The organism is Streptomyces sp. NPDC003032, from assembly GCF_053591415.1.
The window spans coordinates 13,300-29,900 of sequence record NZ_JBSFTT010000046.1; the positions used below are offsets into that span (position 1 = coordinate 13,300).

The 16,601-nt window shown below is 72.7% G+C and carries 16 protein-coding genes; 11 read left to right on the forward strand and 5 right to left on the reverse strand.

Features of this window, described 5'->3' with window-relative positions; translation table 11 throughout:
• Positions 1–66 precede the first annotated feature (66 nt).
• The 5 genes from aroH to der all read left to right on the forward strand — a co-directional run bounded on the left by aroH (position 67) and on the right by der (position 4,599).
• Entirely contained in the window at positions 67–435 is a 369-nt protein-coding gene (aroH, locus tag ACWDZ7_RS37350; RefSeq protein ID WP_451803198.1) for a chorismate mutase, read from the forward strand.
• On the forward strand, positions 432–1,517 hold the full coding sequence (locus tag ACWDZ7_RS37355; protein ID WP_451803199.1) for a prephenate dehydrogenase: 1,086 nt from the start codon (positions 432–434) through the stop codon (positions 1,515–1,517). Before aroH ends, ACWDZ7_RS37355 begins: the two co-directional genes overlap by 4 nt.
• 153 nt (positions 1,518–1,670) lie before the next feature.
• Entirely contained in the window at positions 1,671–2,366 is a 696-nt protein-coding gene (cmk, locus tag ACWDZ7_RS37360; RefSeq protein ID WP_451803200.1) for a (d)CMP kinase, read from the forward strand.
• Positions 2,324–3,025, forward strand: a complete 702-nt coding sequence (locus ACWDZ7_RS37365) for a lysophospholipid acyltransferase family protein (RefSeq protein ID WP_451803201.1) — start codon at positions 2,324–2,326, stop codon at positions 3,023–3,025. Before cmk ends, ACWDZ7_RS37365 begins: the two co-directional genes overlap by 43 nt.
• 95 nt (positions 3,026–3,120) lie before the next feature.
• Entirely contained in the window at positions 3,121–4,599 is a 1,479-nt protein-coding gene (gene der, locus ACWDZ7_RS37370) for a ribosome biogenesis GTPase Der (RefSeq protein ID WP_451803202.1), read from the forward strand.
• Positions 4,600–4,665: 66 nt separating this feature from the next.
• On the opposite strand, the gene ACWDZ7_RS37375 is transcribed toward der, so the two are convergent.
• Both ACWDZ7_RS37375 and ACWDZ7_RS37380 read right to left on the reverse strand, forming a co-directional pair.
• Positions 4,666–5,037, reverse strand: coding sequence for a hypothetical protein (locus ACWDZ7_RS37375; RefSeq protein ID WP_451803203.1), 372 nt, complete (start codon positions 5,035–5,037; stop codon positions 4,666–4,668).
• A gap of 126 nt (positions 5,038–5,163) precedes the next feature.
• Complete coding sequence (locus tag ACWDZ7_RS37380) at positions 5,164–5,946, reverse strand: hypothetical protein (protein ID WP_451803204.1); 783 nt, start codon at positions 5,944–5,946, stop codon at positions 5,164–5,166.
• Between the two features lie 526 nt (positions 5,947–6,472).
• On the opposite strand from ACWDZ7_RS37380, the gene ACWDZ7_RS37385 reads away from it, so the two are divergent.
• Both ACWDZ7_RS37385 and ACWDZ7_RS37390 read left to right on the forward strand, forming a co-directional pair.
• A complete protein-coding gene (locus ACWDZ7_RS37385) occupies positions 6,473–7,114 on the forward strand; it encodes a transglycosylase family protein (RefSeq protein ID WP_451803205.1) in 642 nt (213 codons plus the stop codon).
• Positions 7,115–7,285: 171 nt separating this feature from the next.
• Positions 7,286–7,816 (forward strand): LysM peptidoglycan-binding domain-containing protein, encoded by a 531-nt coding sequence (locus tag ACWDZ7_RS37390; RefSeq protein WP_451803206.1) that lies wholly within the window; start codon positions 7,286–7,288, stop codon positions 7,814–7,816.
• Here ACWDZ7_RS37390 and ACWDZ7_RS37395 read toward each other — a convergent pair.
• From ACWDZ7_RS37395 to ACWDZ7_RS37405, 3 genes are read right to left on the reverse strand one after another with little or no spacing between them, the layout of a single operon-like run.
• Positions 7,797–8,510, reverse strand: coding sequence for an ABC transporter ATP-binding protein (locus tag ACWDZ7_RS37395; protein ID WP_451803207.1), 714 nt, complete (start codon positions 8,508–8,510; stop codon positions 7,797–7,799). The two genes, ACWDZ7_RS37390 and ACWDZ7_RS37395, sit on opposite strands and share 20 nt — an antisense overlap.
• Positions 8,511–11,738, reverse strand: a complete 3,228-nt coding sequence (locus ACWDZ7_RS37400) for an ABC transporter permease subunit (protein WP_451803208.1) — start codon at positions 11,736–11,738, stop codon at positions 8,511–8,513.
• A gap of 4 nt (positions 11,739–11,742) precedes the next feature.
• On the reverse strand, positions 11,743–12,297 hold the full coding sequence (locus tag ACWDZ7_RS37405) for a hypothetical protein (protein WP_451803227.1): 555 nt from the start codon (positions 12,295–12,297) through the stop codon (positions 11,743–11,745).
• 138 nt (positions 12,298–12,435) lie between these two features.
• Here ACWDZ7_RS37405 and ACWDZ7_RS37410 point away from each other — a divergent pair, with 138 nt between their 5' ends.
• The 4 genes from ACWDZ7_RS37410 (at position 12,436) to ACWDZ7_RS37425 (ending at position 16,593) form a co-directional block, all read left to right on the forward strand.
• Positions 12,436–12,984: a hypothetical protein gene (locus ACWDZ7_RS37410; RefSeq protein ID WP_451803209.1), complete on the forward strand. Its 549-nt coding sequence runs from the start codon at positions 12,436–12,438 to the stop codon at positions 12,982–12,984.
• Positions 12,959–14,269 carry an ABC transporter substrate-binding protein gene (locus ACWDZ7_RS37415; RefSeq protein WP_451803210.1) on the forward strand — a complete coding sequence of 437 codons (1,311 nt, stop codon included), beginning with the start codon at positions 12,959–12,961 and terminating at the stop codon, positions 14,267–14,269. Before ACWDZ7_RS37410 ends, ACWDZ7_RS37415 begins: the two co-directional genes overlap by 26 nt.
• Before the next feature lie 162 nt (positions 14,270–14,431).
• Positions 14,432–15,694 (forward strand): glycosyltransferase family 4 protein, encoded by a 1,263-nt coding sequence (locus ACWDZ7_RS37420; RefSeq protein ID WP_451803211.1) that lies wholly within the window; start codon positions 14,432–14,434, stop codon positions 15,692–15,694.
• A complete protein-coding gene (locus tag ACWDZ7_RS37425) occupies positions 15,691–16,593 on the forward strand; it encodes a hypothetical protein (protein WP_451803212.1) in 903 nt (300 codons plus the stop codon). Before ACWDZ7_RS37420 ends, ACWDZ7_RS37425 begins: the two co-directional genes overlap by 4 nt.
• The last annotated feature ends 8 nt before the right edge of the window (positions 16,594–16,601 follow it).

A 16,601-nucleotide genomic window follows, 5' to 3' on the forward strand; every position in this document is an offset into this window, starting at 1 on the left:
GCCGTGCCGGGCGCTGACTACCCTTGCCGGACGACAGTCGTACGTACGCGAGCGAGGAGCAGCACTGTGGCGGTACGAGCGGTCCGGGGCGCCGTCCAACTGGAGCGGGACGAGGCCGGGCACATGGGCGAGCAGGTCAGGGCGCTGCTCACCGCCGTCCTTGAGCGGAACGGACTGACCGGGGACGACCTGATCAGCATCTGGTTCACGGCCACGCCCGATCTGCACTCCGACTTCCCGGCGGCCGCCGCGCGCGGGCTCGGCGCCGGCCTCGCCGACGTACCGCTGATCTGCGCCCAGGAACTGGACATAGCGGGCGCCATGCCCCGCGTCGTCCGCGTCCTCGCGCACATCGAGACCGACCGCCCCCGCTCCGAGGTCGCGCACGTCTACCTCGGCGCCGCCGCCGCACTCCGCAAGGACATCGCCCAGTGAGAACCGCCCTCGTCATCGGCACCGGTCTGATCGGCACCTCCGCCGCCCTGGCCCTCGCCTCCCGCGGCGTCACCGTCCACCTCGCCGACCACGACCAGGCACAGGCCCGCACCGCCGCCGCGCTCGGCGCCGGTACCGACGAATCCCCTGAGGGACTTGTCGACCTGTGCGTCGTCGCCGTGCCGCCCGCGCACGTCGCCGCCACGCTGGCCGACGTCATGCGGCGCGGCGCCGCCCGCGCCTACCTCGACGTGGCCAGCGTCAAGGGCGGCCCCCGCCGCGAGCTTGAGGCGCTGGGCCTGGACCTCACCCCGTACATCGGCACGCACCCCATGTCCGGACGCGAGCGCAGCGGCCCGCTCGCCGCCACCGCCGACCTCTTCGAGGGCCGGCCCTGGGTGCTCACCCCGACCCGCGACACCGACACCGAGGTGCTCAACCTCGCCCTGGAGCTGGTCGCGCTCTGCCGCGCCGTCCCCGTCGTCATGGACGCCGACGCCCACGACCGCGCGGTCGCCCTCGTCTCCCACATGCCGCACCTGGTCTCCAGCATGGTCGCGGCCCGCCTGGAGCACGCCGAGGAGTCCGCGGTGCGCCTCTGCGGCCAGGGCGTCCGCGACGTCACCCGGATCGCCGCGTCCGACCCCCGGATGTGGATCGACATCCTGTCCGCCAACCCCGGCCCGGTCGCCGACCTGCTGGCGCAGGTCGCGGGCGACCTGGACGAGACGGTGACGGCGCTGCGCGCGCTCCAGTCCACCGACGAGGAGCGGCGGACCGAGGGCGCGGCGGGCGTCGAGAGCATGCTGCGGCGCGGCAACGCCGGCCAGACCCGGGTGCCGGGCAAACACGGGTCGGCCCCCCTGGCGTACGAGATCGTCGCGGTGCTCATCAACGACCAGCCGGGCCAGCTCGCCCGCATCTTCGCCGACGCGGACCGCGCGGGCGTGAACATCGAGGACGTACGCATCGAGCACGCGACCGGCCAGCAGGCGGGACTCGTGCAGCTCATGGTCGAACCGAAGGCCGCGCCCGTGCTCAGCGCGGCGCTGCGGGAGCGGGGCTGGTCGATCCGGCAGTAGCCCGATCGGCCGATCCGGAGGCGCCCCGGTCCGGGCGCCGGACGGCCGTGCGAAGGGGCTGTCGGGGCAGGGTGCGCGAGCCAGTAACCTTGTGCGGGGCGTGTTCGCGCCCCGCCACCCCGCCCCGTGTACCGCGAAAGGTGCCCGCCCCCCGTGGAAACCGCAGCAACCGCCGCCCCGGCAGCAGTGATCGTCGCCATCGACGGGCCCTCCGGCACGGGCAAGTCGAGCACCTCGAAGGCCGTCGCCGCCCAGCTCGGCCTCAGCTACCTGGACACCGGCGCCCAGTACCGGGCGATCACCTGGTGGATGGTGCACAACGGCATCGACCTCACCGACCCGACCGCGATCGCCGCCGTGGCGGGCAAGCCCGAGATCGTCTCCGGCACCGACCCGGCCGCCCCGACCATAACGGTCGACGGCACCGACGTCGCGGGCCCCATCCGCACCAATGACGTCACCTCCAAGGTCAGCGCGGTCAGCGCCGTCCCCGAGGTGCGCACCCGCATCACCGAGCTGCAGCGCACCATCGCCCGGTCGGCCGAGCGGGGCATCGTCGTCGAGGGCCGCGACATCGGCACGACCGTGCTGCCCGACGCCGACCTGAAGATCTTCCTCACCGCCTCTCCCGAGGCGCGCGCCGCCCGCCGCTCCGGCGAGCTCAAGGGCGCCGACGTCAAGGCGACGCAGGAAGCCCTGATCAAGCGGGACGCGGCCGACTCCAGCCGCAAGACGTCCCCGCTGGCCAAGGCCGACGACGCCGTCGAGGTCGACACCACCCAGCTCACACTCCAGCAGGTCATCGAGTGCGTCGTCACCCTCGTCGAGGAGAAGCGGGCCGCCAAGTGACCCAAGGTGCTTGTGAGCGGGGAGCCTCCGAGCGCGGCGCGGAGGTCGGCCGCCGCATCGGCGTCGGCCTCATGTACGGCCTGTTCAAGCCGCGCGTCCTGGGCTCGTGGCGGGTGCCCGCGCGCGGCCCCGTGATCCTGGCCGTCAACCACTCGCACAACGTGGACGGCCCGATGGTCATGGGCGTCGCGCCCCGGCCGACGCACTTCCTGATCAAGAAGGAAGCGTTCGTCGGCCCGCTCGGCCCCTTCCTGGACGCCATCGGCCAGGTCAAGGTCGACCGCTCGGTCGCCGACCGGACGGCGATCACCCGGGCCCTCGGGGTCCTGGAGCAGGGCGGCGTCCTCGGGATCTTCCCGGAGGGCACCCGGGGCGAGGGCGACTTCGCGTCGCTGCGCGCCGGGCTCGCGTACTTCGCCGTCAGGTCCGGCGCCCCGATCGTGCCGGTCGCGGTACTGGGAAGCACCGAGAGGCCCGGACGGTTGATAAAGCAGCTGCCCCCGCTGCGCAGCCGGGTCGACGTCGTCTTCGGCGACCCGTTCGAAGCGGGCGACGGCAGCGGACGGCGTACGCGCAAGGCCCTCGACGAGGCGACCGTGCGCATCCAGCAGCGGCTCTCCGCCCACCTGGAAAACGCCAGGCGCCTGACCGGGCGCTGAGCGAGACTTATCAAGTCGAGACTTATCAAGTAGTGCCCCGGCCGTCGAAAGGCCGGCGCACCGATCACCACGATGAACGACGAGGTACGGACTTCATGAGCGACCAGACCCAGCCCGAGGGCGACGGCTCCGCCGAGCACGACCACGGGGCGCTCGGCGACGCCGAGTACGCGCAGTTCATGGAGCTCGCCGCCGAAGAGGGCTTCGACATCGAGGACGTCGAGGGCGCCATCGAGGAGGCGGGCCACGGCCCGCTCCCCGTCCTCGCCGTCATCGGCCGCCCCAACGTCGGCAAGTCGACGCTGGTGAACCGCATCATCGGCCGCCGTGAGGCCGTCGTGGAGGACCGCCCCGGCGTGACCCGCGACCGTGTCACGTACGAGGCCGAGTGGGCGGGCCGCCGCTTCAAGCTCGTCGACACCGGCGGCTGGGAGCAGGACGTGCTCGGCATCGACGCGTCCGTCGCCGCCCAGGCGGAGTACGCCATCGAGGCCGCGGACGCCGTGGTCTTCGTCGTCGACGCCACGGTCGGCGCCACCGACACCGACGAGGCGGTCGTGCGTCTCCTGCGCAAGGCCGGCAAGCCCGTCGTCCTGTGCGCCAACAAGGTCGACGGCCCCTCCGGCGAGGCCGACGCCACCGCCCTGTGGGCGCTCGGCCTCGGCGAGCCGCACCCCGTCTCCGCGCTGCACGGCCGCGGCACCGGCGACATGCTGGACGCCGTCCTCGACGCGCTGCCCGAGGCGCCCGAGCAGACCTTCGGCACGGCCGTCGGCGGCCCCCGCCGCATCGCGCTCATCGGCCGGCCGAACGTCGGCAAGTCCTCGCTGCTCAACAAGGTGGCCAACGAGGACCGCGTAGTCGTCAACGAGATGGCGGGCACCACCCGTGACCCGGTCGACGAGCTCATCGAGCTGGGCGGCGTCGTCTGGAAGTTCGTCGACACGGCGGGCATCCGCAAGCGCGTCCACCTCCAGCAGGGCGCCGACTACTACGCCTCGCTGCGCACCGCCGCCGCCGTCGAGAAGGCGGAGGTCGCGGTGATCCTCATCGACGCCTCCGAGACCATCTCCGTGCAGGACCAGCGGATCGTGACCAGCGCCGTCGAGGCGGGCCGCGCGATCGTCGTCGCGTACAACAAGTGGGACACCCTCGACGAGGAGCGCCGCTACTACCTGGAGCGGGAGATCGAGACCGAGCTGGCCCAGGTGGCCTGGGCGCCGCGCGTCAACGTCTCGGCGGCCACCGGCCGGCACATGGAGAGGCTCGTCCCGGCGATCGAGACGGCCCTGGCGGGCTGGGAGACGCGCGTACCGACGGGCCGGCTGAACGCGTTCCTCGGCGAGATCGTCGCCTCCCATCCGCACCCGGTCCGCGGCGGCAAGCAGCCCCGCATCCTCTTCGGCACACAGGCGGGTACGAAGCCGCCGCGCTTCGTCTTCTTCGCGTCGGGCTTCATCGAGGCGGGCTACCGCCGCTTCCTGGAGCGCCGTCTGCGCGAGGAGTTCGGCTTCGACGGGACGCCGATCCACATCTCGGTGCGGGTGCGTGAGAAGCGCGGCCGCAAGAAGTAGCCGCCGACAGGTACGTACGTACGTGAATGCCCGGCCCCCGGTTTCGGGGGCCGGGCATCGCGCTGCTCAGTGCTCGCGGCGCGGGCCCGGCGGCAGGGCCGTGAGGTAGGGGTTGCCCATGGCCTGGTGGTCCTGCTGGCCGTAGCGGGCCATGTGGAGCTGGCCGAAGGAGTTCTGGCGCGTGTCGTGACGCGGGTCGTACCGCCCGTCGCCGCGGTGCCGCATGTCGTACGGCCCGGTGGCGAACGCCGTGAACCCCATATTCTCCTCGCCGGTGCGGTCACCCGGCAGGGCACGGAAGGACCTGCGGTACTCCGAGTACAGCGCGTCGTAGATCGGCGTGGCCGAGTGCTCGCCCGTGGTGTCCGGCGCGGAGCGCATGGACGGGATCGGGTTCTGGTACGTCGGCCGGTGGCGGGAGGGGTCGTATGTGTGCACGTCTGTGCCAACGAAACCGTCGCCCGACGGATGCGGGGGCCGCGCCGCTTTCCGGGGTCGGCAGGAGCGTGACCGGCGCATTCGTGGCTCGGGGGGCGGTCGCGTGGGCGCCTGGCGGGTAGCGGGTCAGGTGCCGGCGAGCGGCATCGTGCAGGCGACGAGCTGTCCGTGGGCCGCCGTCCTGTCGAGCGCGTCCCGCAGCAGGTCCTCGCGCGGCTGCCGGCCGATGGCGCCGGCGGGCGCGGCGAAGAGCAGCACGCTCTGCGTCTTGTTCGCCGCGGCGCGCCAGGCGTCGGTGACGTGGAGCGGCTGGTGGGCCTGCCACCAGGCGACGGGGGAGCCGCCGTTGACGCCGGGCTGCAGGACGGCGTGCAGCTGGCCCATGGCGAGCAGCACCGACCAGCCGTGCAGCATGGGCGGTACGCCGCCGAGGGACGTCGTCGGCATGAAGCCCTGCTCGACCAGGAGCGGCAGGAACTCGTCGCCGCCGCCCGGGGCGGCGCCGGGGCGGGAGATGGGCCCGGTGGGCTCGACGACGAGCGCGGGGCGCAGCTCGCCCTCGATCAGGACCAGGCCGCTGGTCACGCCGAGCACGGCCGGGCCGGACATGGCCTCGTCGGCCCCCGCGGCGTCCTCGCCGGTGATGGACCGCACGGCGCCCTGCAGCTGCTCCTCGGAGACCGTGACGATCTGGGAGGGCAGGCAGGTGGCGTGGGCGAAGGCGAGTACGGCGGTCTCGTCGCCGACGAACAGGACCGTGCTGGTGCGTTCCTGCTCGGAGTCGCCCGGGGTACGGCAGGACGTGCAGTCGTAGCTGCCCGGGGTGTTCTCTCCGGCGAGCAGCCGGTCGGCTTCTTCGTCGCCGATCTCGGCGCGTACGTCGTCGCTGACGTCGAGCATGCGCGGCACGGGTGGCTCCTCGGGATTGTCACGTGGGGTGCTTGTGGTGGGTGTGGCGGGCCGGGAGGTGCCCGGCTCATAAGAAGACAACGGCCGATCAGTGGCGCAAGTCACGGATGGAAGCGAACGGAATCGCACCATCCGCAGCGGAGGGTGAGTCCGCTGCCGGAATCTGTCACTCCGCGCCAACAGGTGTGTGGTGCAGGGAAGTTGGGGCGGTGAGGTGAGTCACAGATCACCGGCTCGGGCGGTCGACAAATGCCGATATCGGGGAATGAAGTGGGTGGCCGAAACTCGCTGCTACCCTCGGTAACACGCAACTGGCCTGGAATGACAACGAGTTGGTTGTTATCGGGGCGAGCGGGCTCCTAGATTCCACCGCCGTGTGCAGCGAGCACCGCTCGGGTACGTCCACCGGTCGCACGGTCGGTTCCAGAGCCGACACACCGGCGGGCGGGTCGGCCGGACCTCGGACGCCGGACGCGCGAGGGGCCGTACGGTCAGGGGGACCCCGAGTCCTTCGAGAGGGATTTTCATGTCCGCACGTCCCAAGCGCATTCGCACGACAGCAGTGATCGGAGGGGCCGCGCTGTTCGCCCCGCTGGGGCTGCTCGCCGCGACCGGCCAGGCCGCCGCGGCAGACGGCGGAGTATGGGACCGCATCGCACGGTGCGAGAGCGGCGGCAACTGGCGCATCAACACGGGCAACGGCTACTACGGCGGGCTCCAGTTCTCCGCCAGCACCTGGCGCGCGTACGGCGGAGGGGCCTACGCGCCCACCGCCGACAAGGCGTCCAAGGCACAGCAGATCGCTGTCGCCACCAAGGTCCAGCGCGCCCAGGGATGGGGCGCGTGGCCCACCTGCGCGGCGCGGGCGGGGGCGTACGGCAGTGCGCCGTCCGCGGCGGCGCCGGTGCCCAAGGCGGTGAAGCCCGCGCCCAAGGCCGTCAAGCCCGCGCCGAAGCCCGTTGAGCGGCAGCCCGGCACCGTGTCCGGTCATGCCGACCGGGGGGCCTCGCGGGGCGCTTCCGGGAACTACACCGTCCGGGCGGGTGACACCCTCAGCGGCATCGCGGCCCGGCACGGAATCAGTTGGCAGCAGTTGTACGCCGCCAACCGGGTGGTTGTCGGCGGCGATCCGCATGCGATCGTGCCGGGGCAGCGGCTCAGGGTCTGAGCCGCCGTCCGGGTGGGGTCGCGGCCGCGGCGGCGCGGCATGGCTCGGGCCTGCGGTGCGGATGCCTAGCGTGGCCCGATGAATCATAGGATTTCGTCATATTCGCCATATGTGACGTGTGCCTCGGTGCGCGTTGCGCCGATGTGGCGTCTCAGGTCCCTGGCTGTGGTCGTGGGCGCGGTTCTGGCCGCTGTGGTGCTGCCACCGGCCGCCGCGTCCGCGGCCCCGTCGCCGGCGCGGGGTGCCCCGCCCCCGGCCGAGAAGTACGACTGTCCCACGGACAAGGGGCCGTGGCACTGCCTCGCCCAGTGCGAGAGCAACGGGCGATGGGATGCGAACACGGGCAACGGCTACTACGGAGGGCTGCAGTTCTGGCAGCCGACCTGGGTGGAGCACGGCGGGCTCAAGTACGCGCCGCGCGCCGATCTCGCCACCAAGGAAGAACAGATCAAGGTCGCCGAGAAGGTGCTGAGCACTCAGGGCTGGAAGGCCTGGCCCACCTGCTCCAAGAAGGTGCGGATCGAGCGGTTCGACCGGCGTGTGCATGTGGTCGAGCCCGGGGAGACGTTGAGCTCGATCGCCCGGCGGTACGGGGTCAAGGGGGGCTGGCAGGCCCTCTACAAGGCCAACCAGGGCGTCGTGGGGAGCAGTCCCGACCGGCTCGGTGTCGGAACGAAGCTCGTCATTCCGGGGCGGGCCTGAGCTCTGCCGCCTCGCCGCTGAACACCACCGCGCCTCGGCGCAGTTCGTGCACCACCACTGCCGTCCGGCTCGCGCGTTCGCGCGAGGCGGGCGGCAGTCGTTGTTCCGCCACGACGACGCAGGTGGCCCGGCGCTTCGGGCCCGGGACGGTGACGGAGTGCGTTGGGGAAGCCAAGTCGCTCAAGAGTGCGTACGTTCGGGCGGCGACCGACGATGACATGCCCTGTGTCGGTTCGTCCACGAGGACCACCGCGGCCTGGGAGAGCAGGGCCCGGGACAGGGCCACCATGCGCTGCTCGCCGCCCGAGAGGGTGCCGGCCCGGCGGGGGAGCAGCGGGCGCAGCTCGGGGTAGGCGGTCAGGGCGCGGCCGAAGTCGCCCTCGGGGTGGGACAGCTCCAGGTTCTCCGCGACGGTGAGGGAGGAGAACACCGCCCGGCGGTCCGGTACGAAGCACAGGCCCTGGGCCGCTCGTTCGTGGGCCGGGCGGCGTGTGATGTCCCTTCCGTCGCGGACCACGGCTCCTGAGGAGAGGGGGATCGTGCCGGCGAGGGCGCGCAGGGCCGTGGTGCGGCCGGAGCCGTTGCGGCCGAGCAGGACGGTGAGGGTGGCGGCGGGGGCGGCCAGGGTGATGCCGTGCAGGGCCTCCAGGGGGCCGTAGTGGGCGTGGGCGGCGCGTAGCTCGATGCCGTTCATTCAGCGCGCCTCTTCTTCTTCCGGTTCTGCCAGTTCTTCCAGTTCTGCAAGTTCTGCCAGTACCTGGTCCGTTGGGCCTGAGGCGATGACGCGGCCCGCCGTCATCACATGCACGGTGTCGGCGAGGCCCGCCACCAGGTCGAGGTCGTGCTCGACCACGAGGAGCGCGATGCCGTCGGCGGCGAGGGCGCGGAGCAGGGTGGCCAGGGCGGTCACTTCAGCCGTGTCCAGACCTGCGGCGGGCTCGTCCAGGAGGAGGGTGTGGGGGTTGCTCGCGAGGGCCCGGGCCAGTTCGGTGCGGCGGAGGGTGCCGGTGGGGAGGTCGGTGGCCGGGTGGTCCCGGAGGTCTGTCAGGCCGAGGAGGCGGAGGATGTGGGTGGTCGCCGTCGCCGTCGCCGCCGCCGGGGTTGATCGGCTTGCCCGTACGGGGGGCTGTTCCGCGCCCACCTGGACGTTCTCCGCGATCGTCAGGGACGGGAAGACCGCGAGTTGCTGGAAGGTGCGGGCCGTGCCGATGCGGGTGCGGGCGTGGGCCGGGAGCCTCGTGATGTCGCGGGCGCCGAGGGTGATGCGTCCCGTGTCGGGGCGGAGGGTGCCGGCCAGGCAGTGGAACAGGGTGCTCTTGCCGGCGCCGTTCGGGCCTACGACTGCGGTGATGTGTCCTCGGGGGACGGTGAGGGTGACGTCGTCCAGGGCGGTGAAGCCGTCGTAGGTGAGGGTGAGGTGGTGGGCGGTCAGGGGGGTGCGGGGGGTGGTCGGTACTTGGCCGGGAGCGTGCGGTGTGCCTCCTGCGCCTCCTGCGCCTTGTACTCCCCCTGCGCCTACGGTGCGTCGTGGGGGCGGGGCCGCGGGGGTATCTGCGTGCTCGCCATCTTGGCGCGGGCGCCCGCTTTCTTCGCCTCGGCCACGAAAAGCGAGGTGCTCCGCTCGCAGATACCCCCACGTCCCCTCGGCTCGGTCGCGCGACTGCGGATGGGTGGGGCTGCCTGGCGTCGGCTCTGGCCGGGGGGCAGCCGTCGGGTGGGTGCGGGGGGCTGTCGTCTCCGGTTCTTGTTCGGGTGGCGGGTGCGGCGGGGCTACTGGGTGGGTGGGGCTGTCTGTCGTCGGGTCTGGCTGGGGGGCGGCAGTCGGGTCGGTGCGGGGGGCTGTCGTCTGCTGTTCTTGTTCGGGCGGCCGGTGCTGGGGGGTGGTCCGGTGGGTGGGGGTGCGCTTCGTCGTCGGCTCTGGAGCCGGGGCGGTCGGGTGGGTGTGGTCGGCCGTTGGCTGTTCTTCTTGTTCGGTCAGTGGGTGATGCGGGGTGAACGGGTGGGTGGGTGGGAGAGGGGTGTTTGGGGGTGAGGGGGTGCGGGGGGCGTGGGTGAGGGACTTGTGGGCTGCTCTGCCTAGGGATGTGAGATGGGCGCGGCGGGTGCCCGGTATCGCTGCGCGCAGCGCCTCGTACGGGCCCCCCGGGAAGCGTCCGATCAGCACCGCGAGGACACCGATCACCGCCGCCGCCACCCCGCCCCGCGCCCCCGCGTCCAGACCGACCAGCAGCGCCGCGGCCAGCAGCGCACCGAGGACGCTGTCCGAGCCGAGGACCACCACCGCCGCGAACCAGAGGAGCCCGCGCACGGGGTCGTACGACCCGGAGTCGAACGCCCGCTGTCCCATCGCCAGCATGCCGCCGCCCAGCGCGGCCAGCGCCGCCCCGGTGACGAACGCCGTGAGTTTGAGGGCCCGCACGGGCACCCCGGCGGCCGCCGCCCCCGCCTCGTGGTCCCGCATCGCCGCGAGCGCGCGGCCCGTACGGCCTCGGCGCAACGCGGTGACCACGAGCAACGCCCCGGTGAGCAGCGCGAGTTCGAGGACGTAGTACGCGCGGTCGCCCCCGAGCCCGGCGGGGCGGTCCAGGGTGAGGCCCGATGTCGCGTACGGCTGGGTGAAGACGAAGCGGCTGACGCCCACGCCGACCGCGAACGTCGCCAGGGCCAGTGCGAGGCCGTGGCGGCTGATCGCGGGCCAGCCGGTGAGCAGCCCCAGCGGTGCGACGAGGAGGACCGCCACGGCCAGCGCCGGAAGGTGCGGCAGCTCGGGCAGGCCGGGGAAGCGGCCCGCCGCGAGGAGGGCGGTGAAGAGGGCGCCCAGTCCCGCGTACGCCGCCTGGCCCAGGGAGATCTGCCCGCCGCGGCCCGTGACGATCACGAGGGACAGGAGGATCACCGCGAGCGCCGGCACCTGGACCGAGGTCGTCAGGTCCGTGCCCGCGAAGCCGAGGGGCAGGAGGAAGAGGACCGCCGCCACTATCCAGGCCGCGGGCGGGGTCGGCACGCGGGCCGTCGCCGTGCGGGGCAGCGCGGCCCGGGAGCCGATGCCCGGCAGGATCAGCGCCGCGACGAGGAGGGCCACGACGAAGAGGTTCGCCCCGGCGGTCTGGATGAGCTGCTCCCGCCAGCCCGACGGGTGCAGGCGCGTCAGCTGGCTCTGCGCCACGCCGAGGCCGAGCGCCACCGTGGCGGCGACGGGCAGGCTGCGCATCCCGGCCGCCACGGCGACCGCCACCACCTCCATCACCAGCAGCGGCATGCCGTACGGGTCCAGACGTACGTAAGGCGCGAGGAGTACGCCGGTCAGGCCAGCAGTGAAGGAGCCGAACGCCCAGCCCACCGCCGCCACCCGGTCCGCGTCGACGCCGGAGAGCGCGGCGAGCCCGCGGTTGTCGACCACCGCGCGCAGGTCGCCGCCGAAGCGGGTCCAGCGGGTGACCGCCCCTACGGCGGCGGCCAGGGCGATGGCCGCGCCCAGCGGGACCCATGGGTCGGCGGAGAGCAGCGTGGGCGCGTCGTCGCGGGCGCCCGGGCCCCAGAGGAGGGCCGCTCCGCCGACGAGGAGGACGAAGACGCCGATGGAGGCGACCAGCGTCTGCGCCGGATCTCCCCCAGAGCTGGACGCCTGGGGGGACCCCCATCCCAGGACCGCCAACGGGCGGAAGACCGCGCGGTCCAGGAGGAGGCCGATGCCGGGCGCCACGACGAGCAGCGTGAGCGCGGCGGCCAGCGGGAGCGGCCAGTGCCATTCGGCTGTCAGTTGGCGCAGGACGTAGGCGCAGACCATGGCGATCGCGCCGTGCGCGAAGTTGAGGACGCCGGTCGCGCGGTACGTGACGATCAGGCCGATGCCGGTGAGCGCGGCGGCGCCGCCGACCGAGAGCCCGGCCAGCGTGAGGTCGTAGCTCAGGGACGCCGCCACCGGGTCAGCGCTCCGGGGACGGCTCGTCGGGAAGGTTGTCCGGTGGGGCTTCGGGTGTATTGGACTGGCCCGACTGGCGCTGTGGTTCGCAGATCGGGCAAGGGGCGAGGGCGCCCTGCGACAGGATCGTGGCGTCCGCCGGGACCGCCTCCGGTTTGCCCGCGACCAGGGGGCAGTCCGCGCGGTGCCACAGCGTGCCGCCGGGCACCATGAGGAGTTCGCCGCTCGTCGCCACGGGCGCCTGGTCCCGCTCCGGGGACCCGGCGGGCTCCGTCGCCACCAGGAGTCCGTACAACTCCTCCACGCGCGCCGCCGCGAGGGCGCTTCTGCCGTGCGTGAGCAGTACCGCGCCCGCGACGATCAGCGCCGCGCCCGGCACCGTGCACGAGGCGAGATAGGGCAACTGCCGCTCGGCGAAGCGCTCCCCGGAGATGCCGTACCAGCCGAGTACGCAGAGCACCGCGCCGCCGGCGAGCGCCGCGAAGGCCGCCCACAGGACGGGACGCGCGGCGCGCGGCCGGGCCGGGTTGGCTGTCCGAGCTGTCTGAGCCGCCCGCATCGAGGCCCCCTGGGACATGTCATCGGTCACGTCGGCGCTCTGTCCATGTCAGCCGATCGCTTGCACTATGCCCTCTGGAAGCCGACCCTGAAAGCTTCGGGCCGTGACGGTCCGGACCGACACCCGGTGGTGAGCCAGATGGTTCGGGGAAGAGTGCGCGGCGCGGCGTTGGCGGCCGCCGCCGTCCTGTTGATCGTTCCGGCCGCCGTCGCCTGCGGTGACGACAGCGGAGGCGGGGACGGCGGCACGCCGCCCGAGCCGTCCGTGGAGAAGTCGTCCGAGCCTTCCGATCCGTCCGAGCCCGCGCGGGACGGCGCCACCGCGCCCGCCGACCCGGCGGCCGCGGAGAAGGAGGTCCGCGAGAACTGGGAGAAGTTCTTCGATCCCGAGGTCTCGCTGAAGGACAAGGAAGCCGTCCTGGAGAACGGCGCCAAGATGCGCGCCGTCCTGGAGGGCTTCAGCGGCGACGAGCGCGGCAAGCAGGTCGCGGCGGAGGTCGGCGACGTCGAGTTCGCCGCGGCCGACGAGGCCGATGTCACGTACGCGCTGACCCTGAAGGGCGCCACCGCGCTGCCCGACGCCTCCGGGACGGCCGTCAACGAGGACGACACCTGGAAGGTGTCCGTCAAGACCCTCTGCGCGCTGGTGAAGCTGAGCGGGAATGCGTCGCCCGGTCCGGGCTGCTGACGTTCTGCTCGCCGCCGTGCTCCTGGCGGCGAGCGTGACGAGCGCGGCCTGTGGGTCCCGGCTGCCCGAGAGCGACTTCGAGCGGCGCGGCACGGCCCCCGCGCCCGCCGGGGGAGCGCCGGTCAGGGTCGGCATCATCACCAGCGCGACCAGCCCCGTCGGCGGCGCCGCGTTCACCGGGCCGCGCGACGGGGCCAAGGCATACTTCGACCGGCTGAACGCGCGCGGCGGCATCCAGGGACGCGAGGTGGAGGTGCGCACCTGTGACGACGGCGGCAGCGGTGTCGGCAACAACGACTGCGTGCGCGAACTCGTCGAGCAGCACAAGGTGGTCGCGCTCGTGGCGACCACCTCCCTGGACTACGCGGGCGCCTCCCGGGTCTCCCGCGCGCGCGTGCCCGACGTCGGCGGACAGCCCATCGGCTCCGCGTACGAGACGTATCCGCATCTGTACGGCATCTACGGCAGCCTCGCACCGCGGAACGGCAAGACGGGCTGGGACGGCAAGCTGTACGGCGGCACCGAGGTCTACCGCTACTTCAAGCGGGAGCAGGGGGCGCGGACCGCCGCCGTCGTCTCGTACAACCAGGCCGCGTCCGCCGCGTACGCCCGTCTCGTCACGCGCGGCCTGAAGGCGGAGGGCTACAAGGTGGTCACCGAGCAGGTCGACTTCGCGCTGCCCAACTTCCGCGCGGCGGCCGCCGACCTGAAGGAGCAGGGCGCCGACCTGGTCTTCGACGCGATGGACACGCACGGCAACGCCCGGCTGTGCGAGGCGATGGACGACGTCGGGGCGGAGGTCACCGCCAAGGTGAGCAATGTGCAGAACTGGAACTCGACCGTCGGTGACGACTACAAGAACGCGCCGCGCTGCCGCAACGCCCTGTGGGCCACCGGATCGAGCAGGAATTACGAGGACACCGGGCACCCCGCCGTACGGGAGTTCCGCGCCGCCATGAAAGGGAAGGCGCTCTCCCAGTGGCAGCTGGAGGGGTGGGCCGCCGCCATGTGGTTCACCGACGCCGCGAGGTCCTGCGTGAGCGGGGGAGAGGCCGGGGGCGAGGTCACGCGCGCGTGCGTGGACGGATTCATGAACAGGAATGAGCCGTACTCTGCGCGCGGACTGCTTCTGCCCGTCGCCTTCGAGCGCCGCGCCGAGCCGCCAGGGAAACGCAGGACGTGTGTGTCGGTCGCCCGCTGGCGGGACGGGAAAGGCTGGGTCACGCAAGGAGGGGACATGGGCGAGAACTGTTTCGATGTTCCTCAGCTCGCCTACCGGCCTTGATGCGCGAGGTCGCCGGATAGTTCCCCCCTTGGCTATCGATCACGTATCTGTTTCAAGACAAGATGGTGTTGGCACCCAACCCTTGGCCAGGAATTGCCGTCTAACCCTGCGGTAGGCGGGCGAGGGGGACTGTCCGCATGGAAACGCGGAATACGGGGACGCATGCACATCTCTTTCCTCATTCACAATGCGTACGGGATCGGAGGGACGATCCGGACGACGTACAACTTGGCGAACACGCTGGCCCAGCAGCATGACGTCGAGATCGTCTCCGTCTTCCGGCACCGCGACGAGCCGGTGTTCGCGCCTGACCAGCGCGTCCGCCTGAGCCACCTCGTGGACATGCGCAAGGACAGCCCGGGCTACGAGGGCGAGGACCCCGAGTATCTGCGGCCCGCCCGGACGTTCCCCAGCGGCGAGGGCCGCTATCACCAGTACAACGCGCTCACCGACCGGCGCATCGCCGCGCACCTCGCGGCCCTCGACGCGGACGTCGTCGTCGGCACCCGGCCCGGCCTCAATGTGCATATCGCCCGCCAGACCGCGCGCGGCCCTCTGCGCGTGGGCCAGGAGCACCTCACGCTGGACAGCCACTCCAAGGAACTCCGCCGCCAGCTGCGCAGTGTCTACCCCCGCCTGGACATCCTGACCACGACGACCGAGGCCGACGCCCGCGCCTACACCCGCAAGATGCGGCTGCCCGGCGTCCATGTGCAGGCCGTGCCGAACCCCGTGCCCGCGCCCGGCATCGCACCCGCCGACGGCACCCACAAGTGGGTCGTCGCGGCCGGGCGGCTCGCCCCGGTCAAGCGGTACGACCTGCTGATCAGGGCCTTCGACAGGGTGCGGCGCGAGCGTCCCGACTGGCGGCTGCGGATCTACGGCGGCGGCAAGCAGAAGGAGAAGCTGCGCGCCCTGATCGACGAACTCGGTCTCTACAACCACGTCTTCCTCATGGGCCCCGCCCACCCCATCGAACCGGAGTGGGCCAAGGGCTCCATTGCCGCCGTCACCTCCAGCCTGGAGTCCTTCGGCATGACGATCGTCGAGGCGATGCGCTGCGGCCTGCCCGTCGTCGCCACCGACTGCCCGCACGGTCCGGGCGAGATCATCGACAACGGGGTCGACGGGCGCCTCGTCGAGCCCGGCAACCCCGACGCCATCGCGGGCGGACTGCTCGAACTGATCAACAACGACTCGCTCCGGCAGCGGATGGCGGGCGCGGCGCTCCAGGACTCCGAGCGCTTCGACCCGCAACACATCGCCGAGCGCTACGACGCGATGTTCTCCGGGATGCTCACCCGCGGCAGCTCGTTCGGGGGCCGGATGCGCGGCTCCCTGCACCGCACGCGCGGCGCCCTCCTCGGGGGCGCGTACGCGGTGCGCGACCTGGGACGCGTACAGACGAAGGGATCGACCGCATGACGGCCTTGGCCACCTCGCACGCCGCGTCGCACCCCGGGGACGACCAGGAGACGTCCACGGCACCGCGCGCCGACTGCGTCGCCGACTCCGCCGGAGGGCTCACCTTCGACGTGACGGAGCCCGGAGGGTTCGAGGAGAGGAGCGCGGCCTATCTGCTGCTGCGCCGCCGCGACGCCGACTCCGCCGAGGACCACGTCCGGCTGCCGCTCTCCCCGTCGGCCGACGGGCGGCTGCGGGCCGCGCTGCCCAGCAGCGTCGAGCTCGCCGAGGGCCGCTGGAACGCGTACGCGCAGATCGCGGGCGGTGAGCCGCGCCGCTTGATGCCGGGCGTGAACGACCTGCGCTCACTGGTCGACCGCGCGCCGAGCGGCAGCCGCGGCCATGTCGCGGTGCGCATCCCGTACGCCACGAAGCAGGGCAACCTCTCGGTGCGCAGCTGGCTGCGGGCGCCGCACGCCGAGGCGGGCGAGATCGGGATAACGGACGCGTCCCTGACCGTGCGGGGCCGGCTCTACGGCACCTCGCTGAGCGACGGCGCGTACGTCGAGGCCGTCCGGCGCGCCGAACCGGACACCGTCCACCGGGCCGACGTCACCGCGGACGGACCGGAGTTCACCTTCCGTCTGCGTCATGGCGCGCTCGCGGACGGCGGGCCCGGGCCCTGGGACCTGTGGCTGTGCCCGGCGGGCGAGGGCGGGCCGAGGGTGCGCCTGGCGCGGATCCTGGACGACGTCCCGGACAAGAAGGCGATCTTCACGTACCCGGCGGTGCGCTGCGAGACGGCGTACGGGGTGGTCGAGGCGGGCCCGTACTACACCGTCGACAACGACCTGTCCGTCAGCGTCCGCGAGACGGAGCCCAGAGAGAAGCCCGGGGAGGGGTCCGGCACCCGGAGCTGACATCGCGG

Bases quoted from the DNA above. Each gene is read 5' to 3' on its own strand.
- ACWDZ7_RS37415 (WP_451803210.1), top strand. From the start codon at position 12,959: ATGCGTCGCCCGGTCCGGGCTGCTGACGTTCTGCTCGCCGCCGTGCTC.
- ACWDZ7_RS37420 (WP_451803211.1), top strand. From the start codon at position 14,432: ATGCACATCTCTTTCCTCATTCACAATGCGTACGGGATCGGAGGGACG.
- ACWDZ7_RS37405 (WP_451803227.1), bottom strand. From the start codon at position 12,297: ATGCGGGCGGCTCAGACAGCTCGGACAGCCAACCCGGCCCGGCCGCGC.
- ACWDZ7_RS37425 (WP_451803212.1), top strand. From the start codon at position 15,691: ATGACGGCCTTGGCCACCTCGCACGCCGCGTCGCACCCCGGGGACGAC.
- der (WP_451803202.1), top strand. From the start codon at position 3,121: ATGAGCGACCAGACCCAGCCCGAGGGCGACGGCTCCGCCGAGCACGAC.
- ACWDZ7_RS37395 (WP_451803207.1), bottom strand. From the start codon at position 8,510: ATGAACGGCATCGAGCTACGCGCCGCCCACGCCCACTACGGCCCCCTG.
- ACWDZ7_RS37385 (WP_451803205.1), top strand. From the start codon at position 6,473: ATGTCCGCACGTCCCAAGCGCATTCGCACGACAGCAGTGATCGGAGGG.
- ACWDZ7_RS37410 (WP_451803209.1), top strand. From the start codon at position 12,436: ATGGTTCGGGGAAGAGTGCGCGGCGCGGCGTTGGCGGCCGCCGCCGTC.